The organism is Thioalkalivibrio versutus (assembly GCF_001020955.1).
Classification (GTDB): domain Bacteria; phylum Pseudomonadota; class Gammaproteobacteria; order Ectothiorhodospirales; family Ectothiorhodospiraceae; genus Thioalkalivibrio; species Thioalkalivibrio versutus.
In genome coordinates this window covers 2514585-2540629 of record NZ_CP011367.1, presented here as the reverse complement: position 1 = coordinate 2540629, position 26045 = coordinate 2514585, and the positions used below count along the sequence as shown (strand labels likewise).

The 26045-nt window shown below is 66.9% G+C and carries 25 protein-coding genes; 17 read left to right on the top strand and 8 right to left on the bottom strand.

Annotated elements, in window-relative coordinates:
- The first annotated feature begins 15 nt into the window (after positions 1–15).
- From TVD_RS11740 to TVD_RS11700, 9 genes are all read left to right on the top strand, one after another.
- Positions 16–924, top strand: a complete 909-nt coding sequence (locus TVD_RS11740) for a 23S rRNA (adenine(2030)-N(6))-methyltransferase RlmJ (protein ID WP_047251671.1) — start codon at positions 16–18, stop codon at positions 922–924.
- Positions 921–2831, top strand: coding sequence for a molecular chaperone HtpG (htpG, locus tag TVD_RS11735; RefSeq protein ID WP_019571103.1), 1911 nt, complete (start codon positions 921–923; stop codon positions 2829–2831). The genes TVD_RS11740 and htpG overlap by 4 nt, the downstream gene beginning before the upstream one ends.
- A gap of 108 nt (positions 2832–2939) precedes the next feature.
- Complete coding sequence (locus tag TVD_RS11730; RefSeq protein ID WP_018169167.1) at positions 2940–3422, top strand: FKBP-type peptidyl-prolyl cis-trans isomerase; 483 nt, start codon at positions 2940–2942, stop codon at positions 3420–3422.
- 384 nt (positions 3423–3806) lie between these two features.
- Positions 3807–4565, top strand: coding sequence for an energy transducer TonB (locus TVD_RS14965; RefSeq protein ID WP_240472314.1), 759 nt, complete (start codon positions 3807–3809; stop codon positions 4563–4565).
- Between the two features lie 42 nt (positions 4566–4607).
- A complete protein-coding gene (locus TVD_RS11715) occupies positions 4608–5357 on the top strand; it encodes a MotA/TolQ/ExbB proton channel family protein (protein WP_018169164.1) in 750 nt (249 codons plus the stop codon).
- Between the two features lie 3 nt (positions 5358–5360).
- Positions 5361–5777, top strand: a complete 417-nt coding sequence (locus TVD_RS11710; protein WP_018169163.1) for an ExbD/TolR family protein — start codon at positions 5361–5363, stop codon at positions 5775–5777.
- Positions 5774–5947, top strand: coding sequence for a hemin uptake protein HemP (gene hemP, locus TVD_RS14455; protein ID WP_018169162.1), 174 nt, complete (start codon positions 5774–5776; stop codon positions 5945–5947). Before TVD_RS11710 ends, hemP begins: the two co-directional genes overlap by 4 nt.
- Positions 5948–6094: 147 nt before the next feature.
- A complete protein-coding gene (locus tag TVD_RS11705; protein WP_476718447.1) occupies positions 6095–8320 on the top strand; it encodes a TonB-dependent receptor family protein in 2226 nt (741 codons plus the stop codon).
- Positions 8321–8543: 223 nt separating this feature from the next.
- Entirely contained in the window at positions 8544–8732 is a 189-nt protein-coding gene (locus tag TVD_RS11700) for a hypothetical protein (protein ID WP_018145331.1), read from the top strand.
- Between the two features lie 107 nt (positions 8733–8839).
- Here the strand turns inward: TVD_RS11700 and TVD_RS11695 are convergent, their stop codons facing one another.
- Complete coding sequence (locus tag TVD_RS11695; RefSeq protein WP_047251668.1) at positions 8840–9118, bottom strand: hypothetical protein; 279 nt, start codon at positions 9116–9118, stop codon at positions 8840–8842.
- Between the two features lie 212 nt (positions 9119–9330).
- On the opposite strand from TVD_RS11695, the gene TVD_RS11690 reads away from it, so the two are divergent.
- The gene (locus tag TVD_RS11690; protein ID WP_047251667.1) at positions 9331–9996 is read left to right on the top strand and encodes a tetratricopeptide repeat protein; all 666 of its coding nucleotides are present in this window, start codon (positions 9331–9333) and stop codon (positions 9994–9996) included.
- Between the two features lie 70 nt (positions 9997–10066).
- Here the strand turns inward: TVD_RS11690 and TVD_RS11685 are convergent, their stop codons facing one another.
- The 3 genes from TVD_RS11685 to TVD_RS11675 form a co-directional block, all read right to left on the bottom strand.
- A complete protein-coding gene (locus TVD_RS11685) occupies positions 10067–10498 on the bottom strand; it encodes a hypothetical protein (protein WP_047251666.1) in 432 nt (143 codons plus the stop codon).
- 50 nt (positions 10499–10548) lie between these two features.
- Positions 10549–10764 (bottom strand): hypothetical protein, encoded by a 216-nt coding sequence (locus TVD_RS11680; protein ID WP_018145335.1) that lies wholly within the window; start codon positions 10762–10764, stop codon positions 10549–10551.
- A gap of 93 nt (positions 10765–10857) precedes the next feature.
- On the bottom strand, positions 10858–11994 hold the full coding sequence (locus tag TVD_RS11675) for a hypothetical protein (RefSeq protein WP_047251665.1): 1137 nt from the start codon (positions 11992–11994) through the stop codon (positions 10858–10860).
- Positions 11995–12096: 102 nt separating this feature from the next.
- Here TVD_RS11675 and TVD_RS11670 point away from each other — a divergent pair, with 102 nt between their 5' ends.
- The 3 genes from TVD_RS11670 to TVD_RS11660 are packed head-to-tail and all read left to right on the top strand — an operon-like array spanning position 12097 to position 13791.
- Positions 12097–12798 (top strand): hypothetical protein, encoded by a 702-nt coding sequence (locus TVD_RS11670; RefSeq protein ID WP_018937237.1) that lies wholly within the window; start codon positions 12097–12099, stop codon positions 12796–12798.
- A complete protein-coding gene (locus tag TVD_RS11665; RefSeq protein ID WP_018937236.1) occupies positions 12791–13303 on the top strand; it encodes a YcgN family cysteine cluster protein in 513 nt (170 codons plus the stop codon). Before TVD_RS11670 ends, TVD_RS11665 begins: the two co-directional genes overlap by 8 nt.
- Positions 13304–13305: 2 nt before the next feature.
- A complete protein-coding gene (locus TVD_RS11660; protein WP_047251664.1) occupies positions 13306–13791 on the top strand; it encodes a gamma-glutamylcyclotransferase family protein in 486 nt (161 codons plus the stop codon).
- A gap of 184 nt (positions 13792–13975) precedes the next feature.
- On the opposite strand, the gene recN is transcribed toward TVD_RS11660, so the two are convergent.
- Positions 13976–15637: a DNA repair protein RecN gene (gene recN, locus TVD_RS11655; RefSeq protein ID WP_047251663.1), complete on the bottom strand. Its 1662-nt coding sequence runs from the start codon at positions 15635–15637 to the stop codon at positions 13976–13978.
- Between the two features lie 4 nt (positions 15638–15641).
- Positions 15642–16520, bottom strand: coding sequence for an NAD(+) kinase (locus TVD_RS11650; protein ID WP_018169154.1), 879 nt, complete (start codon positions 16518–16520; stop codon positions 15642–15644).
- A gap of 115 nt (positions 16521–16635) precedes the next feature.
- On the opposite strand from TVD_RS11650, the gene hrcA reads away from it, so the two are divergent.
- The 4 genes from hrcA (at position 16636) to dnaJ (ending at position 21724) form a co-directional block, all read left to right on the top strand.
- Complete coding sequence (gene hrcA, locus TVD_RS11645; protein WP_018175854.1) at positions 16636–17694, top strand: heat-inducible transcriptional repressor HrcA; 1059 nt, start codon at positions 16636–16638, stop codon at positions 17692–17694.
- A gap of 118 nt (positions 17695–17812) precedes the next feature.
- Positions 17813–18379 (top strand): nucleotide exchange factor GrpE, encoded by a 567-nt coding sequence (gene grpE, locus TVD_RS11640; protein WP_018175853.1) that lies wholly within the window; start codon positions 17813–17815, stop codon positions 18377–18379.
- Between the two features lie 140 nt (positions 18380–18519).
- On the top strand, positions 18520–20451 hold the full coding sequence (gene dnaK, locus TVD_RS11635) for a molecular chaperone DnaK (RefSeq protein WP_018145344.1): 1932 nt from the start codon (positions 18520–18522) through the stop codon (positions 20449–20451).
- Positions 20452–20575: 124 nt separating this feature from the next.
- On the top strand, positions 20576–21724 hold the full coding sequence (dnaJ, locus tag TVD_RS11630; protein ID WP_018145345.1) for a molecular chaperone DnaJ: 1149 nt from the start codon (positions 20576–20578) through the stop codon (positions 21722–21724).
- Positions 21725–22048: 324 nt separating this feature from the next.
- Here dnaJ and TVD_RS11625 read toward each other — a convergent pair whose 3' ends face one another.
- Positions 22049–24121: an EAL domain-containing protein gene (locus TVD_RS11625; protein ID WP_047251662.1), complete on the bottom strand. Its 2073-nt coding sequence runs from the start codon at positions 24119–24121 to the stop codon at positions 22049–22051.
- 4 nt (positions 24122–24125) lie between these two features.
- On the bottom strand, positions 24126–26003 hold the full coding sequence (locus TVD_RS11620) for a hypothetical protein (protein WP_047251661.1): 1878 nt from the start codon (positions 26001–26003) through the stop codon (positions 24126–24128).
- Positions 26004–26045 lie beyond the last annotated feature (42 nt).

Genomic DNA, 26045 nt, shown 5'->3' with positions numbered 1-26045 from the left:
TTGTTTGAGGGACGCATGCTCAGCTACCAACACGACTACCACGCCGGCAATTTTGCCGACGTCCACAAGCATCTGGTCCTGTGGCAGGTGCTGGAAGCGCTGCGCGGGCGCGAGAAACCCTTCGTGGCCGTGGACCTGCACGCCGGCGCCGGGGGCTACGACCTGACCAGCGCGCGGGCACGCAAGACCGACGAGGCCACCTCCGGTATCGCACGTCTGTGGTCTGCGGATCCGGTCTGGCCATCTGCGGGCCGGACGTTCCTGCAGACGCTGCGGGGGATGCAGCCGAAGCCCCCGCGCCTTACCGAATATCCGGGGTCCCCGTTGCTGATTCAGGCGCGGTTGCGCGAACGCGATCGCCTGATCGCGTGCGAACTCCATCCGGAGGCCTATGATCGGCTGCAGACGCGCCTCGCCGGCGATTCACGCTGCCATGTGCACAAGCGTGACGCGCGCGAGGCCGCGCGAGCGCTGTTTCCGCCGGAGCCACGCCGCGGTCTGGTCCTGCTGGACCCGTCCTACGAGCGCAAGTCGGAGTATCGCGAGGTGGCGGAGATGGTGGCGACCATCCGTCGGCGCTGGAACACCGGGATCATCCTGGTCTGGTACCCCATTCTCGCAGGCCGGCCGGATCACCCGATGCGCGAACAGTTACGCGCCGAGCTGGACGATCCCTGGCTGGTCAGCGAGTTGCGTATCGCCGCCGACCCGGAGCGCCACCTCGGGCTGGCGGGCTCCGGGATGCTGGTGCTGCGTCCGCCGTGGCAGCTGGAGGAGCAGCTTCCGGCGCTGCTCGCGCCGGTCTGGGCACTCCTGGATCCGGAAGGAGCGGGCGGACTTTACCAGGCCGCGGTCCTTGAAAACGGGGCAGGCGACCCTACCTTACGACGTGTCGAGAACAATCAAGGGACACGCACGCCATGACCGAAACCCAGACCGAACCCAGCACCGAAACTCGCCGCTTCGAGACCGAGGTCAGCCAGCTTCTGCAGCTGATGATCCACTCGCTTTATTCCAATCGCGAGATCTTCCTGCGTGAGTTGATCTCCAACGGCGCCGATGCCTGTGACAAGCTGCGTTTCGAGGCCCTGGCCCAGCCGGACGCGATCCCGCAGCCGGCGGAGCTGGTGATTGACGTCGAGGTGGACGCGGAGGCGCGGACCGTTACGGTGCGCGACAACGGCATCGGCATGTCACGTGACGAGGTGGTCGAACATATCGGCACCATCGCACGCTCGGGTACCAAGGCGTTTCTCGAGAAGCTGACTGGCGACCAGAAAAAGGATTCCCAGCTGATTGGTCAGTTCGGGGTGGGTTTCTACTCGTCGTTCATCGTCGCCGACCACGTGCGCCTGGAGACGCGCCGCGCCGGCAGCGAACAGGATGCGGGTACCCGCTGGGAGTCGCGTGGCGATGGTGAATACACCATTGCCCCATGCGAGCGCACCGAGGCCGGGACCGAGATCACCCTGACCCTGAAGGAAGACGCTGGCGAGTTTCTCGAGCCCGTGCGTCTGCGCCACATTATCGGGCGCTACTCGGACCATGTGGCGTTCCCGATCCGCATGCGCAAGCAGGACGAGGAGGGCAACCCTACCGACGACTGGGAGACCGTGAACCGTGCCAGCGCGCTGTGGACCCGCTCGAAGAGCGAGATCAGCGACGAGGAATACCGGGAGTTCTACAAGCACGTCGCGCACGACTTCGAGGATCCGGCCGCCTGGACCCACAACCACGTGGAGGGCCGGCAGGAATACACCACGCTGTTCTACATCCCGAAGCGCGCGCCGTTCGACCTTTGGGATCGCGATGCCCGCCACGGGGTGAAGCTCTACGTGAAGCGGGTGTTCATCATGGACGACGCGGACAAGCTGCTGCCCAACTACCTGCGCTTCGTGCGCGGGGTGGTGGACTCGGCGGACCTGCCGCTGAACGTCTCGCGCGAGATCCTGCAGGACAACCGCCTGGTGGACTCGATCCGCTCCGGTTCGGTGAAGAAGATCCTGGGGCTGCTGGAAAGCATCGCCAAGAACGAGCCCGAGGCGTACGCCGAGATCTGGCAGAACTTCGGGCGGGTGCTGAAGGAGGGCCCGGGCGAGGATTTCGCCAACCAGGAGGCGATCGCCAAGTTGCTGCGCTTTGCCAGCACCCATAACAGCGACGACACCCAGAACGTCGCGCTGGCGGATTACCTCGAGCGCATGAAGGAGGGCCAGGAGGCGATCTACGTGATCACTGCCGACAATGCCTCCGCCGCGCGCAACAGCCCGCACCTGGAGATCTTCCGCAAGCACGGGATCGAGGTCCTGTTGCTGTCGGACCGGGTCGACGAGTGGCTGCTGTCCCACCTGCGCGAGTTCGACGGCAAGCCCATCAAGAATGTTGCCAAGGGTGACCTGGACCTGGACAAGATCATCGGCGAGGACGTCGAGCAGAAGGACGAGACCGGCGAACAAGCCGCGGAGGGCGACCTGGGCGATCTGCCGGAACGACTGCAGCAGGCCCTGGGCGACCGCGTGGAGAGCGTGCGGCCCTCGCGGCGGTTGGTGGAGTCCCCGGCCTGTATCGTGCTCGGCGAGCACGAGATGGCCCTGTACCTGCAGGAACTGCTCAAGCAGGCCGGCCAGGAGACCTTCTCCGGAAAACCGGTGCTGGAGGTCAACCCGGGCCATCCGCTGGTCGCACGCCTCAAGGCCGCGGAAGGCGACGAGTTCAACGACCTGGCCTCCTTGCTGTTCGAGCAGTCCCTGCTGGCCGAGGGCGGGCAGCTGGAGGACCCGAGCGGCTTCGTCGCCCGGTTGAACCGACTGCTGTTGCAGAAGGCCGCCTGACCCGGCGGACACCCACCCGCCGGAAACCGCGTGTCCGGCGGGTGGACCTGACGTGGAGCGATATTCCGCGTTACCCTTAAAAGTTCATGTATTAAGAGGGCAAAGCCCATGCAAGTCGCGCAGAACGCCGTGGTGGCCATCCACTACACCCTGACCAACGATGCTGGCGAGAAGATCGACAGCTCCGAAGGCCGCGAGCCGCTGGCCTACCTGCACGGACAAGGCCAGATTGTCCCGGGCCTGGAAAAGGAGCTGGAGGGCAAGGCCGCCGGTGACAAGGTCCAGGCGAAGGTCTCCCCGGAAGAAGGCTATGGCGAGAAGATCGACGCCATGGTTCAGGAGATCCCGATGGAGGCCTTCCAGGGCGTTGAATCCGTCGAGCCGGGGATGCAGTTCCAGGCGCAGACCGAGAACGGCCCGCTGACGGTCACCGTGACCAAGGTCGAGGGCGACACCGCCACGGTCGATGGCAACCATCCGCTGGCCGGCGAGACCCTGAACTTCGACGTCGAGATTGTCGAAGTCCGCGAGGCCTCGGCCGAAGAGCTGGAGCACGGCCACGCCCACGGCGAGGGCGGTCACCAGCACTGATCGCGCCTGGCCGGCGATACCGCCGGCCTAGCCGCCTTTTTCGACCCGCCCCGGTGCCGCCGGGGCGGGTTTTATCGTTTTGGACCCGAGGAAAGTTGACCCGGGCTGCTGCGTATCGATCCGGAGCGAATGGCGCTATATGCGACTGGTATTGCAAACCATTCGCATTAAGGGTAGGGTGCGCTCTGTTCGTGGGCAGTGACTTGGCAATCCGCCGGCCAGCCGCGATAGTCGGGTTCCGGGAGATGCGTGACCCATACGCGCCGATGTGCGAGCGGGTTAGCTTCTCTTCGGTCAAGGCGTCTATACATTCGTGTCCTGCGGCGAGCTAGCTCATCCATGACCCACCGTTTTTCCATATCCCCTTCCGGCAGTCGTCGTGCGTTGGCGCTGGGCGTGGCCGTGAGCTTCGCGCTGCACGGCGGGATACTGGGCGCGCTATGGGTGATGCGTGATGCCGCACCGGAGTTGGCTGGCACCCGGGGCGGGGGCATGGAGGCACACTGGGTCGAACTGGACGCGGTGTTGCCTGACACGACCGGGCAAGAAACGGCGGTCGTTGAGCCCGACGCCGTGACCGAGACACTTGAGGAACCGGAACCGGAACCGGAACCGGAACCGGAACCAGAGCCAGAGCCAGAGCCAGAGCCAGAGCCAGAGCCAGAGCCAGAGCCAGAGCCAGAGCCAGAGCCAGAGCCAGAGCCAGAGCCAGAGCCAGAACCGGAGCCAGAACCGGAGCCAGAACCGGAGCCAGAACCGGAGCCAGAACCGAGTCGTTCGGGCTCGTCCGGGCCGGCCGAAGACCAGGAGCCGGCGACGGAGGCGGCCCCCGGTGGTCCGGTGGGCCAAGAGGACGAGCCCTTCGAGGAGCCGGGGTTCGGGGCGGAGTACCTGAATAACCCGCCGCCGGACTATCCGCGAATCTCGTTGCGCCGAGGGGAGGAGGGTACCGTCCTGCTGCGAGTCCGGGTCTCCGCGCAGGGGCAGCCGCTGGACTGGTCGGTGGAGGAGAGCAGCGGCCACCGGCGCCTGGACGATGCCGCCGAAGCGGCGATCGAGCATTGGGAGTTCGAGCCTGCCCGCCGTGGGGGACGCGCGGTGGAGGGCGTGGTGCTCGTACCGATGGACTTTTCGATTCGATGACAAGGCCGGCGCATGAAGCGCTGCGCAGCCGGGGATGATTGCATGAACGAGTTCGATGTCTTCTACGTGTTTCGCCATGGTGACCCGGTGCTGGTCGCGGTCTTCGCGATCCTGCTGCTGATGTCCGTCGCGACCTGGGCGATTGCCGCGAGCAAGCTGCTGACGCTGATTGGCGTGCGTCGCGACAACCGCGCCGCGTTGGCGGCCTTCGATGCCAGCCAGACGGCGCCGGCCTTCCACGATGCGATCCACGACCAGCGCGGCCCGCTGGCGGTGATCGGTCAGGAGGCGTTTGCCGCGTTCGACGACTACCGCGGGGTGCGTGATGGGTCGGACAAGGCCGAGCAGCGCCTGGATGACCACGTGGTGCGCCGGATTCGCCAGGCGATGGACCGCCAGCTGCTGCGCATGCAGGCCGGCAATATCGTGTTCGCCTCGGTCGGGGCGCTGGCGCCCTTTGTCGGACTCCTCGGTACCGTCTGGGGTATCCATGGCGCCCTGATCGACATCTCACAGGAGTCGTCGGTGTCCATGGATCTGGTGGCGGGTCCGCTCGGCGAGGCCCTGGTGGCGACCGCCGCCGGCCTGGCCGCGGCGATCCCGGCGGTGGCCTTCTTCAACATCTTCAATCGCTCCCAGCGCCTGTTGCATCAGGACTTCGAGGCCTTTGCACACGATGTGCATGCGCTGCTGATGCACTCGGACCTGAAGCCCGGCAATGCTCGCGAGGCGCGTGACCGTCGCACCGATCCGCATGCACTGCCGGACGACGGCCTGCACCAGGAGGGCTAAGCCATGGCCTTCGGACGCATGGGCGACACCAGCGAACCAATGTCGGACATGAACGTGATCCCGCTGGTGGATGTGATGCTGGTGCTGCTGGTGATCTTCATCATCACTGCACCGGTGATTACCCACTCGGTGGACCTGGATCTTCCTCAGGCCACCAGCGAGCCGGTGGACGAGCTGCCGGACAGCGTGACGCTGTCCCTGGACGGAAGCGGCGACCTGTACTGGAACAACGAGTCGGTCTCGCTGGGGCGTCTCCCGGCGCGCCTGCGCGAGGCGCTGGAGACACAACCGGACATCGTGATCTATCTGCGCGCGGATCGTGACACGCGTTACGAACGCCTGGCCCGGGTGATGGCCGAGGTGCGCCAGTCCGGGGTGAGCCGCATGGCCTTCGTCTCCGAACCGGAGGGGGAACAATGAATTCCGGAACGCATCCATCCGGCAAGCCGGCTGTCCGCGAGGATCCGGGCCCGCGCGAGATCGCCAGCGAGCAGCTGCTGGGCCCCGCGCGGCAGATCCGCATCTGCCACCGCGGCGAGTGGTACACCCTGCGCCGGACCGCCAACGACAAGCTGATCCTGACCAAGTAAACCCCGTGAAACACCAGCCGCGGTCCACACCGCGGCTCCTGCCAGCCAGGGGAGTCTCTCCCTCAGCCAGCCTCCAATCCGTCACCGATCCGCGGCGCCCCGGCGTCCGTGGCGGTGTTGATGCTGGCCAACTCAAGGGAGACAACCATGGCTCGAAACCATCTGGCAAGCCGCCGAATCGCACGACCCGCCGACCACTCGCGCAACTCCGGGGTATGGAGGCGACGTGCCGTCGTACTCGCAATTGCCGGGGCCGTGGGGATTCCCGCGCTGCATGCCGACGAGGCCGCCCCGACAGCCGAATCCGGAACCGAGGCCCGGCTGGCGCCGGTGCAAATCCTCGGAGACGTGACCGCGACGCAGCGGCTGCCCGGCTCGGCGGCCGTGGTGGGTCGCGAACAGCTGGAAACCGAAGGGACCACGGACATCCACCAGGCGCTCAAGACCGTGCCTGGCGTGTATGTGCAGGAGGAAGACGGGGCGGGTCTGCGTCCCAATATCGGGATCCGTGCAGCGCCTCCGGGCCGCAGCAGCAAGGTGACCCTGATGGAGGACAACGTGCTGATCGCCCCGGCACCGTATTCCAACCCGGCGGCCTACTATTTCCCGACCATGATGCGGATCAACGAGATCGAAGTGCTCAAGGGGGCCCCGCTGTTGCGCCACGGGCCGCAGACCACCGGGGGTGTGATCAATCTGGTGTCCACGCCCATCCCCCGGGAACGCGGAGGTTCCATCGAAACGGTGGTGAACGATCGGGGCGGCACCGACGTGCACGCGATGTTCGGGGATCGTTCCGGTGACTGGAGCTACATGGTCGAGACCGTCCAGCGCAGAGGGGCCGGCTTCAAGGACATCGATCGCAGCCACCGCGATACCGGCTACGACATTCAGGACTATGTCGGCGAGCTGCGCTGGGACGGCGAGCGCCAGAGCATCGAGGCCAAGGTCCAGTACTCGGAGGAAACGTCCAACGAGACCTATCTTGGCCTGACCGATGCGGATTTCGCGCGTGATCCCAATCGGCGCTATGGCCTGTCCGGGATCGATCAGATGGAGAACGACCACCTCGGTCTGAGCGTCACGCACGACATCGACTGGTCCGAGCGCGTGCGCATGGCCACCACGTTGTACCGCAACGAATTCGCCCGAAACTGGTTCAAGCTGGGCGGGGGTGGCGCGTTCATTGACGACGCCAATCGGGGCGATGCGACCGCGCAGCGAATCCTCCGGGGCGAGGACGATGTGGCGGGGCTGACCTACCGCAACAACAACCGCGAATATGTCTCCGAGGGTATCCAGACCGAACTGGGCATGGACTTCGGGGACCACTGGCTGCGTGCGGGTGTCCGTTATCACCAGGACGAGATGGACCGCTTCCAGCCGGACGACATCTACGATCAGGTGAACGGTTCCCTCGTCTACCAGGAGACCATCCAGCCGACGGGCAGCAACAACCGGTTCGAGGATGCGCAGGCCTGGAGCTTCTGGCTCGCCGACGAGTGGTACGTCAGTGACCGGCTGACCGCGAACCTGCTGCTGCGCTACGAGGATGTCGAGACCTCGCGGACCCAGTATGCCGATACGCAGCGAAACGTCGTGGATTCGCGGCGCTCCAATTCGAGCAGCGTCTGGCTGCCGGGGGCCTCGCTGACCTACGATTTCACGGATCGCTGGCAACTGCTGGCGGGGGTTCACCGTGGGTTTGCTCCCCTGGGGGGCGGTGCGACCGAAGACCAGGCCCCGGAAACCAGCACGAACTGGGAACTGGGCGCCCGGTATCAGGGCGACAATGCGTTTGTCGAGGCGATTGGTTTCTACAGCGATTTCTCCGACTTCGTGCAGAACTGCTCGGTGGCGACGCCCTGCTCGGACGGTTCCACCTCCGGGACCTTCACGACCGGGGAGGCGGTCATCTCCGGACTGGAGTTGCGGGCCTCCACGGGGGTGGACCTGGGATCCTTCCACGCGCCCCTGGAGGCCAGCTACACCTACACCAGCGCCAAGGCCAGCGCGGACAACCCGGCCTCGGGGCAGCAAGAGGGCGATCGCTTGCAGGGGATCCCGCGCCACCAGTTCAGCCTTCGAGGGGGCCTCGAGCACGCGAGTGGCTGGAACCACTACGCGGTCGTGAAGTACATCGACGCGACCTGCAATAGCGATGGCTGTAACCGGAGCGCGGGCGCATTCGACCGCACCGAGTCGCTGACGACGATCGACCTGGTGAGCCAGTATCCCCTGGGCAGGAACACCGACCTCTATGCCCGGGTGAGCAATGTGCTGGATGAGCAACAAATCATCGCCCGCTCCCCGGACGGTGCCCGGCCCAACGAACCGCGTACGTTCTCGGTCGGGTTGACGCACCGGTTCTGAGTCGGTGTCTCTTGCACCGCAGACCGCACCTTCCTCGGGTGCGGTCTTCTTGTATGGGAAACCGGAATCGGCAGCCCGTCACATTCTGGACGGCGGGTTTCCGGCAAGACGGATCGTATGTTGGGCTTCCCGGTCGAACGCCCCGAGTGTCCCCGGTTCGACGGGTAACTGTCGGGTACTGGGGGCGAAGCGAGAAAGGACCCTTACGGTAAAGGAGAACACCATGTGGAAATCGCGACTGACGATCCTGATGCTTGCCCTGATGATGGCGCTGGGCAGTGCCACCCTCGCGGGGTGTGACAATCAGGGCCCGGCGGAAGAGGCCGGCGAGAACATCGATGACGCCATGGACGATGCGGGCGATTCGATGGAGGATGCCGGCGACGAGATGGAAGACACCTTCAGCAACTGATTTCCTGCCCTGCAGTACGTGAAAGCCCCGGCACGCGCAGCGTGTCGGGGCTTTTTTGTGGCGGACCAGCGCCAGCTGGTCGCCTGGGTGACGGATCCGGGGCAGGATCAGAGGCGGTCGTCACCCTCGGGTTCCAGGGAGCCGCCCTGCTCGTCCATGCCGTCATCCATCGGGGGCTGCTGCATGTCGCCTTCCCGCGGCTGCTGTTGCTGCATGCCGTCTTGGGGTGGCGGGGCGCTCTGCATGCCGCCTTCACCGGTCTCGGGCTGTTCCTGCATCTGTTGCTCTTCGAACTCGTCCATGCCCATGTCGCCGTCGGAGCAGCCCATCAGGAAGACGAGGGGTGCGATGGCCATGGCGGCCAGGATCTTGGTGGAATGTTTCATGGAAACTCCTGTGTATCCGGGGTGAATGTGAACGGAAAAATGACGTTCAATCCAGTTGACCGGAATACCCCCTCATATGTTGCGAGAAGTTCATCACACTCCACCGTTTCGGTGAGGCGATCGTGGCGCTCATCACGTATCCCCGTGCGGTTTGTCGACGCATCACGAACCCGCCGCTACAGTGATGCCCAGGCAATTCACGGACCGTAGTGATGGCGCAATCCTCCCAACCCGACCCCCTCCTCGATCAGGCCCGCTCGGCCTGGGTCCGGGGCGAACATGACGCTGCGATGACCCTTTGGCGCCAGGGTGCCGAGGCGGGGGATCCGCAGTGCGCGTTTAATCTTGGCGTGCTGCTGGACGAGGGGCAGTACCTGCCCCGGGATCCGCTCGAGGCCGCGCAGTGGTACCAGCGCTCAGCCGAAGCCGGCTTCCCGGATGCGGCCTTCAACCTGGCGGTGCTGTTCGAGCAGGGTGATGGGCCGGAGGCGAATCCCAACGAGGCCGCGCGCTGGTTCCATATTGCCGCCGAGCGCGGGAACGCCCAGGCCATGTTCAATCTGGGTCTCAAGTTCGACGAGGGCCGGGGCCTGCCGCAGGACCCGGAACAGGCGGCACAGTGGTACCTGCTGGCGGCCGAGGCCGGTGAGGGGCGTGGGGCGGCCAATCTCGCGCGTCTGTTCGCGATGGGCGAGGGCGTGGAGCGGTCCGACGTGTCGGCGTTCAAGTGGTATGCGATTGCGGCGGAGATGGGGGTTGCGAGCGCCGCGCGGCACCGCGAGCGGGTCGCTCGCGAGCTGAGCCCGGAGCAGCGCCTGCATGCCGGTGAGCGTGCGCAGGAGTGGTTGCAGGGCCATTCCTCGCCCCGTCTGCAATAGCGGGTCGGGCGCTTGCGCTGGGGTGCCCCTGAGACTGAGAAAGGGGCAAGGCGTTGCGGTTGGCGTTGGGCTAGATCACTACGTTCAGTTCGCGGCGCGGCTCTTCGGCCGGGCCGGCCAGGCTGACCGCGAGTTCCACGCGACGGCGCAGGGCCTCGACACCACCACCGCTCAGCGGGCCGCCGTCCGCCGGCATGGCCTCGGCGGAATCATTGCCGCTGCGGAACGCCTCGATCTGGGCCGCCACGCGGGCGCGGGAGGCCATCTCCTGGTCCGATCGCGGGAAGGCCAGTCCCTGATCCTGTTCGGTATCACCGCGCCGGTTGTCGTCCTGTTCCGGGCGGTCTTCGAGCGGCCGGCGGGCCGCGCCGGCCTCCGGATCGTTCAGCGGGCGTTCGAAATCCGCCGGGGTGGAGAGTTGGCCCAGGCCCAGCCGGTCGCTTCCGGTCGGGCGTGTGCCGATCGGTACTGCAGCTGAGGGGTTGGAGACTGGGACTTCCATCGTGTGACTCGTCGAGCCCCCTGATCGTTACGTGGTCTTGTCGCCTGGATTCAGGCGCGCACATCCAGCAGTGAGCCGATCATTCGATCTTCGGCCTGCAGGGTCTTCACCGAGGCCTCGATCTGATTCTGGCTGGCGATCATGCCGACCTGGGCGCCCATGCCCTCGCGACTGCCCGCATTCTCGGTGGCCACCGTATGTGCCTGCTGGCGCATGCTGGTCATGCCCTTCTGAATGCCCGCGAGGGAGGTGCTGCCGTCGATCATCGTTTCGAACTCGTTATGGTTTTCGGTTGCAACCCTACGACCGAATTATAGATCAATTAGTTGCACTTCACCGGAAGTCCATCCAGGAAGGCGTCAGGAGGTGCCGAGCAAGCTTTGCAGGCGGGCTTTAACAGCCTCGCGGGCGCCGGCCTGTCGCGCCTGCCATGCAGCCAGACGCTCGCGGCGAGCCTGCCGATCAATCCCTTCCGCCAGGCGGGCAAGCACCTCTTCGGCCACCTGTTCGGGGTCCTCGCCGCGGGCGACCAGGCCGGTGTGTTCGGCCGCGATGCGCAGCCGGGTGGCGGCGTCCGGATGGCGCTCGTGCTGCGCGGGGCCGCAGATCACCGCGCTGCCACAGGCCAGTGGTAGACCCAGGTCCGGAGGGGTCTCGCTGGCGGCCAGGGTGCCACCCGGCAGGGTCACGTCGGCGCAGGTGTAGGCGGCGTGCAGGGTCTCCGGGTCCTCGATGTAGTAGACCCGGTTCTTGCGCGGCACGAAGGACGTCATGAAGCGGTTGTGGCGGATGATCGGCAGGGAGTACTTGATCGCGTCGCGATAGACCGGCTCGTGGCGTGCCGGGTCGGCCGGGGCCAGCAGCAGGATGGCGGCGCTCTTGCGCAGGACCGCGAACAACACGGCGAAGGCGAAGGCCTCCTCGCCCGGGCCAGTATTGGGTGCCAGCAGGATCGGGTGACCCTTCTCGTGGTACTCGCGAAAACGCTCGCAGAACCCGTCATCTCCGGATGGCGCGGGCGGCAGTTCCACCGCGCCGGCGATCGGATCGCCGATCACCTCGACCGGGCCGGAGGGGGTAGCGGCCTCGCGTGCAGCGAAGACCGCATTCCATCCGACGCCTGCCGCGCCGTCACCCTCGGCATTGATCCAGATGCGTGGCACGTGGACCGCGCCGAGGGCGGGTCCCAGGTCCAGATCGCCAGCGTGCAGGGGGCCGATGACCACGATGGCGCGCGGTTGCAGGCGCGCCAGACGTGTGGCGGCCAGTTCGGGACGCATCGCCAGGGCCGGGAGGCCGTCGATCAGGTCCTCGACCTCGCGGTCCTGGCCACAGTCGGTGACGCCGAGGGCGATGGGGCCGACGGACCCGGCCAGCTCCTGCAGCCAGTCGGCGGCGGTCTCCAGAGTGGCCCGCGGGGCCAGGACCAGGATGCGCCCGCTGCTTTCGCCGGGGACGGAGCGGGCGGTGATCCAGGCAGACAAACGTGCGAACATGGTGGGCTGTTATCCGGTCGTCGGGCGAGCGCCTCATTATACGAGGCGCCGCACAGCGCCCGCCACGGGCGGGCTACACGTTGTCTCGAGGGGAATCGCGGAATGGGCATACGCTGGATCATCGGGCTGGTGGTGATGGGGGTCATCCTGGCCCTGGCCATGTGGGTCTATTCCAACCCCGGCGGGATGCGCAGCCAGCAGTTCTCCGATCTGCCCTGGCAGATCGAGGTGGGGGACCGCCAGCGCACCCGGGTGCTGGGGGTCGTGCTGGGCGAGACCACCATGGCGGATCTGATGCACCGTCTGCCGGTGCCGGATATCCGCCTGTTCGTGGACGCGGACGGCTCGCGTTCGCTGGAGGCCTATTACGTGAATGCGCGCATCCCGCCGTTCGAGGCCAACCTGATCCTGCGCCCGGATCTGGACGAGGCCGCGCTGGACCGGATTCAGTCCGAGGTCACCTCCGAGCGCCCGATGCCCAGTGGCGCCCGGCGCTACGGGCTGAGCGACAATGCCCTGACCTCGCTGGGCAATGTGCCGATCGTCGAGATGAGCTACATCCCCCGCGCGCAATGGACCGAGGACCTGATCACCAAGCGCTTCGGCGAGCCCCGCGAGCGGATGCGCATCGCCTCCGATCACAGCTACTGGCTCTACCCCGAGGAGGGGTTGGTTATCCTGGTCCCGCGGCGCGGCCGCGTGCTGATGCATTACGTCACCCAGGACCGCTGGGGGCAGACGGTGGAGCGCCTGCGCGACGAGGGGCGGCGCCGTCTGGGCGAGGATCACGGGGATCATGAGTGAGTCGAACCCGACGGATGACCGCCCGTTCTGGGAGCGCCCGCTCGAGAGCCTGACCCATGCCGAGTGGGAGGCCCTGTGCGATGGCTGCGGGCGCTGTTGCCTGCACAAGCTGGAAGACGAGGACTCGGGCGAGCTCGCCTTTACCTGGCTGGCCTGCGATCTGCTCGACTGCGAGACCGGCTACTGCTCCGACTACACGAACCGCCGCGACTTCGTGCCGGACTGCATCCAGCTGACCCGGAAGGACCTGCCGCACTATCACTGGCTGCCACCGACCTGCGCCTACCGGCTGCGCTTCGAGGGCCATCCTCTGCCAGCCTGGCATCCGCTTCTGAGCGGCGATCCGGAGACGGTCCGCCGCGCCCGCGTTTCAGTGGCCGGGCGCGTGATCCGCGAGCAGGACGCCCCGGACCTGCCACTGATCGACTACGTCGTGGACTGGCCCGGCGAGGTGCCCGAGTCCGCGCGCCTGTGGCGCCCGGTGGTCCGTCTGCCGCGGGAGTAGCCATGCCGGAGGTGGTGGACCTGTTCGTCTACGGGACGCTCAAGTGCGGTTTTGCCAACCACCGTGCATTCTGCGAGCGCGCGATCAAGATACGCACCGCATCGATCGCCGGAGCGATCTTTGATCTGCCTGTGGGCTATCCGGCGGTGCAGCTCCCAGGCGCAAGCATCCTTCTGGAGGCGGGTGCCGACCCCGTGCGCGATGCGGGCCGCCAGAGGCTCGTCCGCACGCCCGCGTCAGCTAGACCGGCCGGGGCCGTCCGCGAACAAGTCCATGGGGAATGGATCCGCCTCCCGGACCCCGCGCGGACCCTGCCGCTGATCGATGCCCTCGAAGGTGTGCGCGCCGACGACCGCGGAGAGTATCGCCGCGCGCTGGTTCCCGCCCGAACGCAGGAGGGTCCACGGGCCCTGTGGGTGTACTGGATGCCGCAATTGCCGCCCGATGCGCGCTACCTGCCGGATGGGGCCTGGCCGGCGCGGTCCTGATCCGGGCGGCGCGTTCATTGTGGTCCCGGGACGCCGGCGGCCCGGTCCGAAAGCGGTAGGATGCGATGAGCGCAGCGAATCGCATCGGGTGGCCCATGGGGTGAGTGCCACGTCTTGAACGATGCGATTCGCTGCGCTCATCGCATCCTGCGGTTTCCCTGGTATTCGTGGTTCCGGGGAGGCGCTAGCCGGCGGAGGCGAGGAGTTCGCGGGCGTGGGTGCGGGTGGTCTCGGTGAGCTGGGTGCCGCCGATCAGGCGGGCCAGGGCCTCCACGCGGCGTTCGTCGTCCAGCGGCTGGATCGCGGTGCGGGTGCCGTCCTTGGCGTGGCTCTTTTGTACCTCCAGCTGCTGGTGCGCCTGGGCGGCGACCTGGGCCAGGTGGGTCACGCACAGGACCTGATGGCGCTCGCCCAGGCTGCGCAGCTTGCGCCCGACCACCTCGGCGACGGCGCCACTGATGCCGCTGTCGACCTCGTCGAAGATCAGCGTGGGCACTGTCTGCTGCTCGCTGGCCAGTACCTGTAGCGCCAGCCCGATGCGCGAGAGCTCGCCGCCGGAGGCGACCTTGGCCATCGGCTGCGGCGCAGCACCAGGGTTCGCGGCCACGCGGAATTCAATGTGGTCCACGCCGTGGGCCTGCGGCTTGTCGGCGGGCTCGACCCCGATCTCGAAGTGGCCGCCAGCCATGCCCAGTTCCTGCATGGTCTCGGTGACCGACTGGCCGATGCGGCTGGCGGCCTTCTGGCGGGCCTGAGTGAGTTTCGTGGCAGCGGTATCGAAGGCCTCGCGGGTCTGCTGTTCGCGCGCCTCCAGGGCCTCGACGGTCTGGTCGCCGTTTTCCAGGGCGTCCAGTTCCGTTTGCAGTTCATCGAACAGGCCCGGCAGGGCCTCGGGGTCGATCCGGTGCTTGCGCGCCAGGCGCAGGTATTCGCTGACGCGAGTATCCAGCTCGGCGAGGCGTTCCGGGTCCAGCTCGATGCCGTCGGCCAGGCGGCGCAGGTGGTCGCCGGCCTCGTCGATCTGGATGCGGGCGGATTCCAGCAGCTCCACCGCCGGACTGACCCGTTCGTCGTGTTGCGCGGCGTCCTGCAGGGCGTGCAGGACCTGGCCCAGCTGCGTGTCCAGCCCGCTGTCCTCCTCGATCTGCTGGCTGGCGGTCTGCAGGGCGGTGAGTACCTCGGTGCCGTGGGCGAGCTGGTTTTGTTCGGTCAGCAGTCGGGGGTATTCGTCCTGTACCGGGGCCAGCTCGGCCAGTTCTCCGCTCTGGAAGCGCAGCAGGTCGAGGCGGTCGGAGGTGTCGGCCTGGGCCTCGCGTGCCTGGTCCAGGGCGCTCGCCGCAGCGCGCCAGGCGCGGTGGGCCTCGCGGACATCGCCCGTCGGGTTGCCGTCGAGGAAGCCGTCCAGCCAGTGGCGCTGGGTATCGCGCTGCAAGAGCTGCTGATGCGCGTGCTGGCCGTGGATGTCCACCAGCCATTCGCCCAGGGTGCGCAGCTGACCCACCGCGACCGGCCGCCCGTTGATCCAGGCGCGGCTCTTCCCCTGGCGGGTCAGCACGCGGCGCAGCAGGACGTTTTCGTCGTCCGCCGCGGCCAGGTCCTGTTCGGCCAGCCAGGCGCTGGCCGGGCCCTTGGCGGGCAGGGCGAACTCGGCCGACAGATCGGCCTGTTCGGCGCCCTCGCGCACCATGCCGGCGTCGGCGCGGTCGCCCAGCAGTTGGCCGATCACGTCGATCAGGATGGACTTGCCGGCCCCGGTCTCGCCGGTCAGGGCGCTCAGGCCGGTGTCCAGCTCCAGTTCCAGCCGGTCGATGATCGCGAAGTCGCGGATGCTGATCAGATGCAACATGGGATCAGGGCTGCTCGCCCCAGCGCAGCTTGGTGCGGAGCACGCGCAGGAAGTGGTGTTCGCGGGGGTGGATCAGGGTCAGGGCCTGTTCGCGGCGATGGATGCGCAGCAGGTCGCCGGGGGCGAAGTCCACGTTCTCCTGGCCATCCAGTGCGACCTGGGCCGGCGAGCGGCTGCCGCTGGACAGGCGGATCTCGATGGTGGAGCGGCCGCTGACGACCAGCGGGCGGTGATTCAGGCTGTGCGGGCAGACCGGCACGAGCACCATCGCGTCCAGCTGGGGGGTCAGGATCGGCCCGCCGGCGGACAGTGCGTAGGCGGTGGAACCGGTGGGGGTCGCGATCACCAGGCCGTCGGCCCGCAGGCGTCCGACATCCATGCCGTCGATCGCGGTGTCGAATTCGATAATGCGCACCACGCTCAGCACGTGGAGGACGACGTCATTCAGGGCGATCCCGCGGTGGATGGTGACGCCGTCGCGGATCAGCTCGGCCTCGAGCATGGCCCGGGGTTCGCGCTCGAAGGCGCCATCCAGGACCTCGCCCAGTTCCTCCGGGGCGGTGTCGGGGGAGACATCCACCAGGAAGCCGAGCCGGCCGAGGTTGATCCCCAGCAGCGGGGTGTCGGCATCCGCGGTGACGCGGGCCGTGGCCAGCAGTGTCCCGTCACCGCCGATCACGATCAGCAGGTCCACCGCGTGGGCCAGTTCGTCCAGCGGCAGGAGCCCGACGCTGTCCGGCCGCTCGAAGCCGTCGATCTCCTGTTCCATGAAGACCTGGCGGCCGCGCTCCTGCAGCAGACCCACCAGGGTCGCGACCAGGGGCGCGGTACGCGAGTCGCTGGACTTGCCGACCAGTCCGACCTTGTTGAAGTCTGGCATCATGCCGGCATTATCCGGAAAAGGGACCGCGACTGCACCCGGGGTTTCTTGACCTGATTCCTGCACGATCCAAGACTGAACCCTTTAAGCACTCGACCGAGTGGAGCGCTGACGATCCATGGAAAACGCAACGATCAATCTGGACGCCAGGGCCCGCACCCTGTTGCGGACCCTGATCGAGAGCTATATCCGGGATGGCCAGCCCGTCGGTTCGCGCACCCTGGCCCGGACCTCTGGCCTCAGTGTGAGCGCCGCCACCGTGCGCAACGTTATGGCGGATCTCGAGGATATGGGGCTGATCCATTCGCCGCATACCTCGGCCGGGCGCATACCGACCCCGGCCGGCTACCGGCTGTTCGTCGACAGCCTGCTGGAGGTGCGCAACCCCTCGCCGGAGGATATCCGTGCGATCCAGTCGGGGTTCGATCCGACTGCCAGCACCCAGGACCTGATGGACGCCACCAGCAACCTGCTGTCGCGGGTCACGCGCATGGCCGGGATGGTGCGCCTGCCGCGGCATCGCAACGTGGCGCTCAGTCAGATCGAGTTCCTGCGCCTGGGCGAGGGCCGCATCCTTGCGATCCTGGTGATCGACGGCAAGGAGGTGCAGAACCGGGTACTGGAGCTGGACCGTGACTTCAGCCAGGACGAACTGCAGCGCATGGCGAACTACCTGAATGCCCATCTGGCCGGCAAGAGCCTGCATGCGGTGCGCGCCGAGCTGTTACGCGAGATGCGTGACGTGCGCGACGACCTGGACGCAATGATGCTGGCGGCGATCGACCTGGGCGAGAAGGCGGTGGGCGACGAGGACCCGGACGATGTGGTCGTGGCCGGGCAGACCCACCTGCTGGGCTACGAGGAGCTGGCGGACATGGCTCGCCTGCGCCAGTTGCTGGAGGCCTTCAACGAGAAGCAGGAGATCCTCGGCATCCTCGACCAGTGCATCCGCGGCGACCGGGTGCAGATCTTCATCGGCCGCGAATCGGGGCTCGACTGGTTCGAGAACTGTTCGGTGGTGACTGCGCCCTACAGTGTCGACGGCGAGGTGGTGGGCGTGCTCGGGGTGATCGGTCCCACGCGGATGTCCTACGACCGGGTGATCCCGATCGTGGACGTGACGGCCCGCCTGCTGGGCTCGGCGCTGGGCGATCACCCGGTGGATGATTCGAAGTAGCGGCCCCTTGAAACCGGGGGGAATGCCCCCAGCATCCAGATAGACAACCCAATCCACCCTGTCCGCCGGTGATCGGCGCGGCGGGCGATTTTGTTTTTCATTGATTTGCGAGGCCAGCATGTCCGAACAGCGGGAATCCCAGGAACAGCCGGAAGAACTCGAGACCCGGAACGAGGAGGCCCCCGAGGCCGAGGGTGGCACGGATGATCGGCTGCAGGAGCTCGAGGCTCTGGCCGAAGAGCGCCGCGACCAGGCCCTGCGGGCCCAGGCCGAGCTGGAGAACCAGCGCCGCCGCTTCGAGCGCGAGCTGGAGAACGCGCACAAGTACGCAATGGAGAAGTTCGCTGCCGAAATGCTGGAGGTGGGCGACTCGCTGGAACTGGGGCTGCAGGCGGCGCGCGAGTCCAAGGATGTCGAGCGCATCATCGAGGGCGCCGAGCTGACCCTGAAGAACCTGACCCGGGTGTTCGAGAAGTTCGGCATCCAGTCCGAGGACCCGACCGGCCAGCGCTTCGATCCGGAGCGTCACCAGGCGATGTCCATGCAGGAAGACCCGGAGAACCCGCCGAACACCGTGGTGGCCACCATGCAGAAGGGGTACCGGTTGCAGGACCGCGTGCTGCGCCCGGCGATGGTGGTGGTCTCCAAGGCGCCGACCTCGCCGAACATCGACGAAAGCGCCTGACACCGTCTTTTCGGGCCGGTTTTCGGGGTATCGGACACGCTGCCCCTTGAAAACCCGGCCCGGGGCCCCAGATTCCCGTACAAGTTGGCAGAGAAACACGCTCTGCAGCGCAAAATTTTTCGCATCAGGAGATTTCAGTCATGGGCAAGATCATTGGTATTGACCTCGGGACCACCAACTCCTGCGTCGCCGTAATGGAAGGCGACCAGGCCAAGGTCATCGAGAACGCGGAAGGCACCCGCACCACCCCGTCCATCGTCGCGTTCAGTGACGACGGCGAGGTGCTGGTTGGCCAGTCCGCGAAGCGCCAGGCGGTCACCAACCCCCAGAACACCGTGTTCGCTTCCAAGCGCCTGATCGGTCGCAAGTTCCAGGAAGACGAGGTCCAGAAGGACATCAAGCTCGTCTCCTACAACATCGTGAAGGCTGACAACGGTGACGCCTGGATCGAGGTGCAGGGCAAGAAGATGGCCCCGCCGGAGATCTCTGCGCGCGTGCTGCAGAAGATGAAGAAGACCGCCGAGGACTATCTCGGCGAAGAGGTTACCGAGGCGGTCATCACCGTCCCGGCGTACTTCAACGACTCCCAGCGTCAGGCGACCAAGGACGCCGGCAAGATCGCCGGGCTCGAGGTCAAGCGCATCATCAACGAGCCGACCGCGGCCGCACTCGCCTATGGCATGGACAAGCAGCGCGGGGATCGCAAGATCGCCGTGTACGACCTGGGTGGCGGTACCTTCGACGTCTCGATCATCGAGATCGCCGAGGTGGATGGCGAGCACCAGTTCGAGGTGCTGGCGACCAACGGCGACACCTTCCTCGGTGGCGAGGACTTCGACAATCGCCTGATCGACTACCTGGTCGACGAGTTCAAGAAGGACCAGGGCATCGACATCAAGGGCGATCCGCTGGCGATGCAGCGCGTGAAGGAGGCCGCCGAGAAGGCCAAGATCGAGCTGTCCTCCAGCCAGCAGACCGAGGTGAACCTGCCGTACATCACCGCCGACAACACCGGGCCCAAACACCTGGCGCTGAAGATCACCCGCGCCAAGCTGGAAAGCCTGGTCGATGACCTGGTCAAGCGCTCCATCGAGCCGTGCAAGGTCGCGCTGAAGGATGCCGGTCTGTCCGCCTCCGAGGTGGACGACGTGATCCTGGTCGGTGGCCAGACCCGCATGCCCAAGGTGCAGGAAGCGGTGCAGGCGTTCTTCGGCAAGGAGCCGCGCAAGGACGTGAACCCGGACGAGGCCGTTGCGGTCGGTGCCGCGGTGCAGGCCGGCGTGCTGGGTGGCGACGTCAAGGACGTGCTGCTGCTGGACGTGACCCCGCTGTCGCTCGGGATCGAGACGATGGGCGGCGTGATGACCAAGCTGATCGAGAAGAACACCACCATCCCGACCCGGGCCAATCAGGTGTTCTCCACCGCCGAGGACAACCAGACGGCGGTGACCGTGCACGTGCTGCAGGGCGAGCGCGACATGGCCAGCGCCAACAAGTCGCTGGGTCGCTTCGACCTGCAGGACATCCCGGCCGCGCCGCGTGGTGTGCCGCAGATCGAGGTCACCTTCGACATCGACTCCAACGGCATCCTGAACGTCTCGGCCAAGGACAAGGCGACCGGCAAGGAGAACAAGATCGTCATCAAGGCCTCCTCCGGCCTGTCCGACGAGGAAGTCGAACAGATGGTCAAGGACGCCGAGGCCCACGCCGAGGACGACAAGAAGTTCCAGCAGCTGGTCCAGGCGCGCAACCAGGCTGATGGCCTGGTGCATTCGGCCGAGAAGTCCCTGAAGGATCTGGCAGACCAGGTCTCCGACGACGAGCGCACTGCGATCGAGTCGGCGGTGGCCGAGACCAAGACCGCGATGGAAGGCGACGACCCCGAGGTGATCGAGCAGGCCGCGCAGAAGCTGGCCGAGGTCTCCGGCAAGCTGGCCGAGAAGGCCTATGCCCAGGGCGCGGACGCCGCGGGCGAGGCCGGGGCCGAGCAGGCCGAGGGTGGCCCGCAGGGCGACGATGTCGTGGACGCCGAGTTCGAGGAAGTCGACGACGACCAGAAAAAGCAGGGCTGATGCCGCAGCCGGCGGGACGCTATGGCGTCTCGCCGGAACTGTTTGAACGCCGCGCCCGGGGTACTCGTGACTCCGGGCGTTTGCGTGAAGGCATTCCGCGTTCGCGCGCACGAATCAGCAGGGAATGACCATGTCACAACGCGACTATTACGAGGTGCTGGGCGTCTCCAAGGACGCCTCGGCCGCCGATATCAAGAAGGCCTTTCGCCGCCTGGCGATGAAGCACCACCCGGACCGCAACCCCGGGGATGCGGAGGCCGAGGCCAAGTTCAAGGAGGCGCGCGCCGCCTATGACGTCCTCAGCGACGACCAGAAGCGCGCCGCCTACGACCGTTACGGCCATGCCGGCGTGGACGGCTCGGCCGGGGGCTTTGGCGGGGGCGCCGGGGCCTCCAACTTCAGTGACATCTTCGAGGACATCTTTGGCGATATCTTCGGAGGTGGCGGGGGCGGCCGCGGGCAACGGGCCTATCGTGGCTCCGACCTGCAGTACAACCTGGACCTGACCCTGGAAGAGGCCGTGTTCGGCACCGAGGTGAAGGTCCGTATCCCGACCACCGTCAGCTGCGAGGCCTGTGATGGCTCGGGCGCCGAGCCGGGGACCTCGCCGGAGACCTGCCCGACCTGTAATGGGGTCGGCCAGGTGCGCATCCAGCAGGGCTTCTTCTCGGTGCAGCAGACCTGCCCGCGTTGCGAGGGCGCGGGCAAGGTCGTCTCCAGCCCCTGCAAGTCCTGCCACGGCAAGGGTCGAGTGCAGGAGCAGAACACCCTGGACGTGAAGATCCCGGCCGGGGTGGACAGCGGTGACCGCATCCGCCTGGGAGGCCAGGGCGAGGCCGGCATGAACGGCGGCCCGCCGGGTGATCTGTACGTGCAGGTGCGGGTCAAGCCGCACAAGTTGTTCCGGCGCGAGGGCTCGGATCTGCACTGCGAGGTGCCGGTGTCGTTCGCCACGGCCGCTCTGGGCGGCGATTTGGAAGTGCCGTCGCTGGATGGCCGGGTCAAGCTGAAGGTCCCCGCGGAGACCCAGACCGGCAAGCAGTTCCGGGTCGGTGGCAAGGGCGTGAAGTCCGTGCACGGCGGCGGGGTCGGTGACCTGATCTGCCGCGTGGTGGTGGAGACGCCGATCAACCTGACCAAGGAGCAGAAGCAGCTCCTGCGCCAGTTCGAGGAGTCCACCCAGGCTGGCGGTACCAAGCACAGCCCGCAGGCTCACTCCTGGCTGGACGGCGTTAAGGGGTTCTTCGAGGACCTGAACTTCTGGTCCAAGTAGTCCCGCAGGGCAAGGACGATGCTTCGCACAGGCCCCGGTTTTCACCGGGGCCTGTTGCGTTGGGGGCGTGCTCAGCCCTCCATGAAGCTCCTCGCTCTGCGGACTCGACTTTCGTGCTACCCAACACGGGGTTCACGGAGGACAACGCTGTGCAGGAAGACGGGATGGGCGGCCGCATGAGCGCCGCCGGGGCCGCGCTTCCCTGCGCAGCCGTCAGCGCGGTTCCTCACACCCCTGGATCTGGCTGTGAATCGCCCTTGATCTGCCCGGCGCCGTGTCCTCTGCGCGTTCTGTGGGAGAAGCCGGAGTCCGCGAGATGGGGGCTCAGGTCGAGGTGAAATCGAAGGTGGGGGCGGGCATCGGTGCCTGCAGGAAGTAGCCCTGAACGAGGTTCACGTTCAGGCTGTAGAGCACGGCGAGCACGCTGGCGTCCTCGACATAGGGCACGATGACCTGCTTGCCCTTGGCATGCGCGGCATCGGTATGTTCGCGGATCAACTGCTGGTTCTCCTCGCTCTCGGCCAGGTTCTTCACGTAGGACGGGTCCAGCTTGATGTGATCCGCCTCCAGGTGCTGCAGGAGCTGGAACGGGTTCAGGCCGCTGCCGAAGTCGTCGATGCACAGATGGCCGTGCATTTCCTGCAGCCCGCGGGCGACGTGGATCGCCGGCTTCAGGTGGGTAACCACGGTGGGTTCCTTCAGCTCGACGACCACGTTGTCGGCGGGGATGCGCATGCCGTGCAGGTCGTCGTGCAGCCAGCTGACCACGGAGGGGTCGCCCAGGGAGCCGTTGGTCAGTTTGAGGAAGAACTGGGTGGTCGGGTCTTTCTTCAGCTGTTCCGCCAGCATCTGCAGCGCAGTCTTCAGGACCCAGCGGTCGATGGGTGCCGCCATCTCGGTGCGCTCGGCACTGGGCAGGAAGGCATCCGGCTCGTGGATATGCCCCTCGGCGTCACGCAGGCGCACGAAGACCGAGTAGCGCGGGCGATCGGCACCGTGCAGGTTCACGATCGGCTGATACAGCAGTTCCAGGCGGTTGTGTTCCAGGGCGTCCTGAATGCGCAGCTTCCACTGCTGGTCGTTCTGCGCCTGGGTCATCTCGCCCTCTGCGGGACGGAAGAAGCGGTGGTTTCCGCCCCCGGCCTCCACGGCCTCTTGCAGGGCGCGGTCGGCGTGGGTCAGCAGTTCTTCGGTATCCACCGCCGTCTCGTCGGCGATCACGATGCCGGCCGACAGGCTGCAGTTGGTCGAGGCGTTGCCGAGTTCGAAGACACGTCCGGTGACTGCTTCCATCAGACCGTGGATGCGGGCCTCCACCTCGTTGCGCCGGGTGTCGGGGACCACGATCCCGAAGTGCTCGGCCTCCAGGCGTGCGGCGATGGCCGGGTCGGGAAAGTGATCCTCGATCAGCTTGCCAATATCGGCAAGCAGCAGATCGCTCGCGGACATGCCGACGTTGGCCCGGATCTCGGGGAAACGGTCGACCGCAAGGGTGACCAGGGCGAAGGGCTTTTCCGATTGCGCGGCCTGGCTCTGCGCGGTCTCGATCATCCCGGAGAAGTGCTGGCGGTTGTAGAGCCCGGTGACCAGGTCACGCTGCGAGAGGTAGTCGATCTTCTCGGCCAGCTCCGGGTCCTCCTGGGCCGAGTCCAGCAGCACCTGGGTGCAGGCCTCCCCCTCGACGCTGGCGGTGGACAGACGCAGGTTGGCCTCGAACGGCGTGCCGTCAAACGCCTGCAGCTGGAAGGCCTGATGGGTCTGGTCACCTTCCTCGCCACTCTGGAAGCGGCGCAGCAGGCCCTTCAGTTCGTCGCGGCTCTCCGGGGCGATCAGGTCCATCAGCGGCAGGCCTTCCACTTCCTCCGGATCGGCAATCCCGAAGCGCTCGCGCCAGGACGCGTTGGCATAGATGTGCATGCCCTCGTGGACGTAGGCGATGGCGTCGCGCGAGTTGTCCAGCAACAGTTGGCAGCGGCGTTCGGACTCCTGCAGCGATGCGTCCATGCGCCCCATCCGCTGGCGCAGCTGGAACTGCTCGGCAGCGCGCACCGCAAGGATGCCGGCCAGTTCGTGCAGTTCGTGATCGACGACGGCATAGGCGCCGGCCTCGTAGTCGTCTATGCGCGCGGGTTCGGGACGCTCGGTCATGATGACCAGCGGGGTACGTCGACCGGATGCGTGCAGCGCCGCGTCGACGTGTTCCCGGGTCAGGGCCAGGCCGGGTTCGATCAGGACGATCACGTCGAAGCGCCGGCCCTCCAGCGCCTCGGCCAGGGCGTCGCTACCGGATACCTGCTCCGGGCGGATCGCGCTGCCGCGGGTCCGGATACTGCTGATGACCTCTTCAGCCCGGTTCGGGTTGCTGGTCACGAAGAGCGTGCGAATCGTTTCGTTCATGGGGCTAGTCGTCGCGGTTGCGGGTGGTGAATGGCGGTCCGTCGTCATCCGCGAGGGCCGGTCCGTCGGCGGTGTCGGGTGTCTCGCCAGCCGGTTGGCGGACCTCCAGGGCGGTCATGCGGCACCCGACCTCGGTAAACAGCGTAGTGCCCGTGCGCTCGCTGTCCAGTTCCAGAACACGGGCGCGCCTGTTCAGCCAGCAGACGACACGTTGTTCATGATCGAACACCTGCGCCGGCAGGAACAGTACCGCCCCGTCGGCATCGGTGCGCTGCGGGGCGAACAGTCCTGATTGCGGGACCCCCGCCGCCATGCCATTGCGGAAATCCTGAATCTGCATGGGCAGGCAGCGATCGGCGAGAAATTCCACGCCGATGCTGATCAGGCTGCCGGCCTGGTCGTCGAAGCGAATCCAGCGCAGGACCCCGATGGTCCAGCGATGACCATCCACGGCACGCAAGCCGACGAGATCCCCGATCAGCAAGGGCTGTTGGGGGCTGTCCAGGCGCAGACGCACGCCGCCGGCGCCGATGTCGTCCACCTGCCAGTGTTCCGGGGGGTGACGCTTGGTGATCGGCCCCGTGGGTTCATCGCGGGCGGCGATCTCGAGCCCGCGCCCGACATCCTCCCAGGCGGTCGCGGCGGTATTCGGCGAGTCGTCCGCAAGTGGCTGCAGGTCGCGTTCGCGGTCGGAACGGTGCGGGCTGTCTACCAGGGCGAGATCCGAACCGCGCCGCGCGGCCTTCGACATTTCGAACACGCTGACGCCGCGGTCGCGTTCGTGCAGGGATTTCAGGCCGGTCTCCGGCGCTTCCGCTGCCCCGGTGGTCTCGGACCCACGCCGGCTGCCCATCTCCATCAGCAGGAAATCATGGATGCGTTCCAGGCCCATCACGCAGATCCGCTGCAGGTCGCTGGCGCTTTCGCGACTGTGACGGCGGGTCGGCAGGTTCGACCACAGGCGCAACAAGTGTTCGGCCAGCGGCTGTCCCTCGCCGCGGCCGCGCGGTTCCAGGTCGTCGGGGCGTTCACGAAGGGCGTCCAGCGCCGGCGTCAGCTCAACAAAGCAGGCGGGTTCGGTCGCCGGCGTCCCGCGCAGGGCCAGGCCCGGGGCGTGGTCGCGGTCGAGATCGCAGCGCAGCACGGGAAGGTCGGGGTGCTGTTCCGGGTCGGGGGCGGGGGTGCAGGCAAGGGGCAGGGTGTTGGCCCAGCGAGCCAGCAAGTCCATTTCGCCCATCTTCATCGCATTGGGGTCGGTGCTGCCCAGTATCATCAGCCGTGCGCTCATGGCTTCGATGCGGTCCACCTCCAGCGGGCCGAAGCGCTTGTCGGTGGCGGGCCGCTCGTCGGCGATTCCCTGCTCACGCGCCAGGCGCAGCACATCGAACAGGCGCTGCCAGTGGCCCGGCGGCACGGACTGGTACAGCCGCCAGTGGTGCATGCTCAGGGTCCCAAGCAGTGCGACTGCGGCCTGCAGGGGCGCCGTCAGGCGTTTCGCGTGGCGGTTGTCGTGCGGGTCCGCGCGTTCGCGGACCACCAGCAGCTCCGCGTTGAGGAGGGCGCGCACAGCGGCGCTGTAAACATCGGCACGCTTGCGGCTGCGGTTCCCCAGCGGCAGGGGCCGCTGGCGCAGCAGTCGCTCCATGGCCGGGAGTAGCGGCAGGAGATGATCTTCCAGTATTGCGACCAGCGTGGCTCGGGTTCCGGGGCGAAGTACGATCGCGTTCAGCCCGTCGAGGGCCTCGCGGATGCGCTGGATGCCGAGCTCCGGCTCGCTGCCGGGCAGCTCCGCACACCAGGCGTCCAGTGCTTGCGGGGTCTGGTGGGGGAAGCTGTCGGGACCGGCCGGTTGGGTGGGCAGCTCGGGCAGGGCTTGCAGCATGGGCGTGTCCAGTGGTTGCTGGGCCGGTTGCAGGATTCTGGC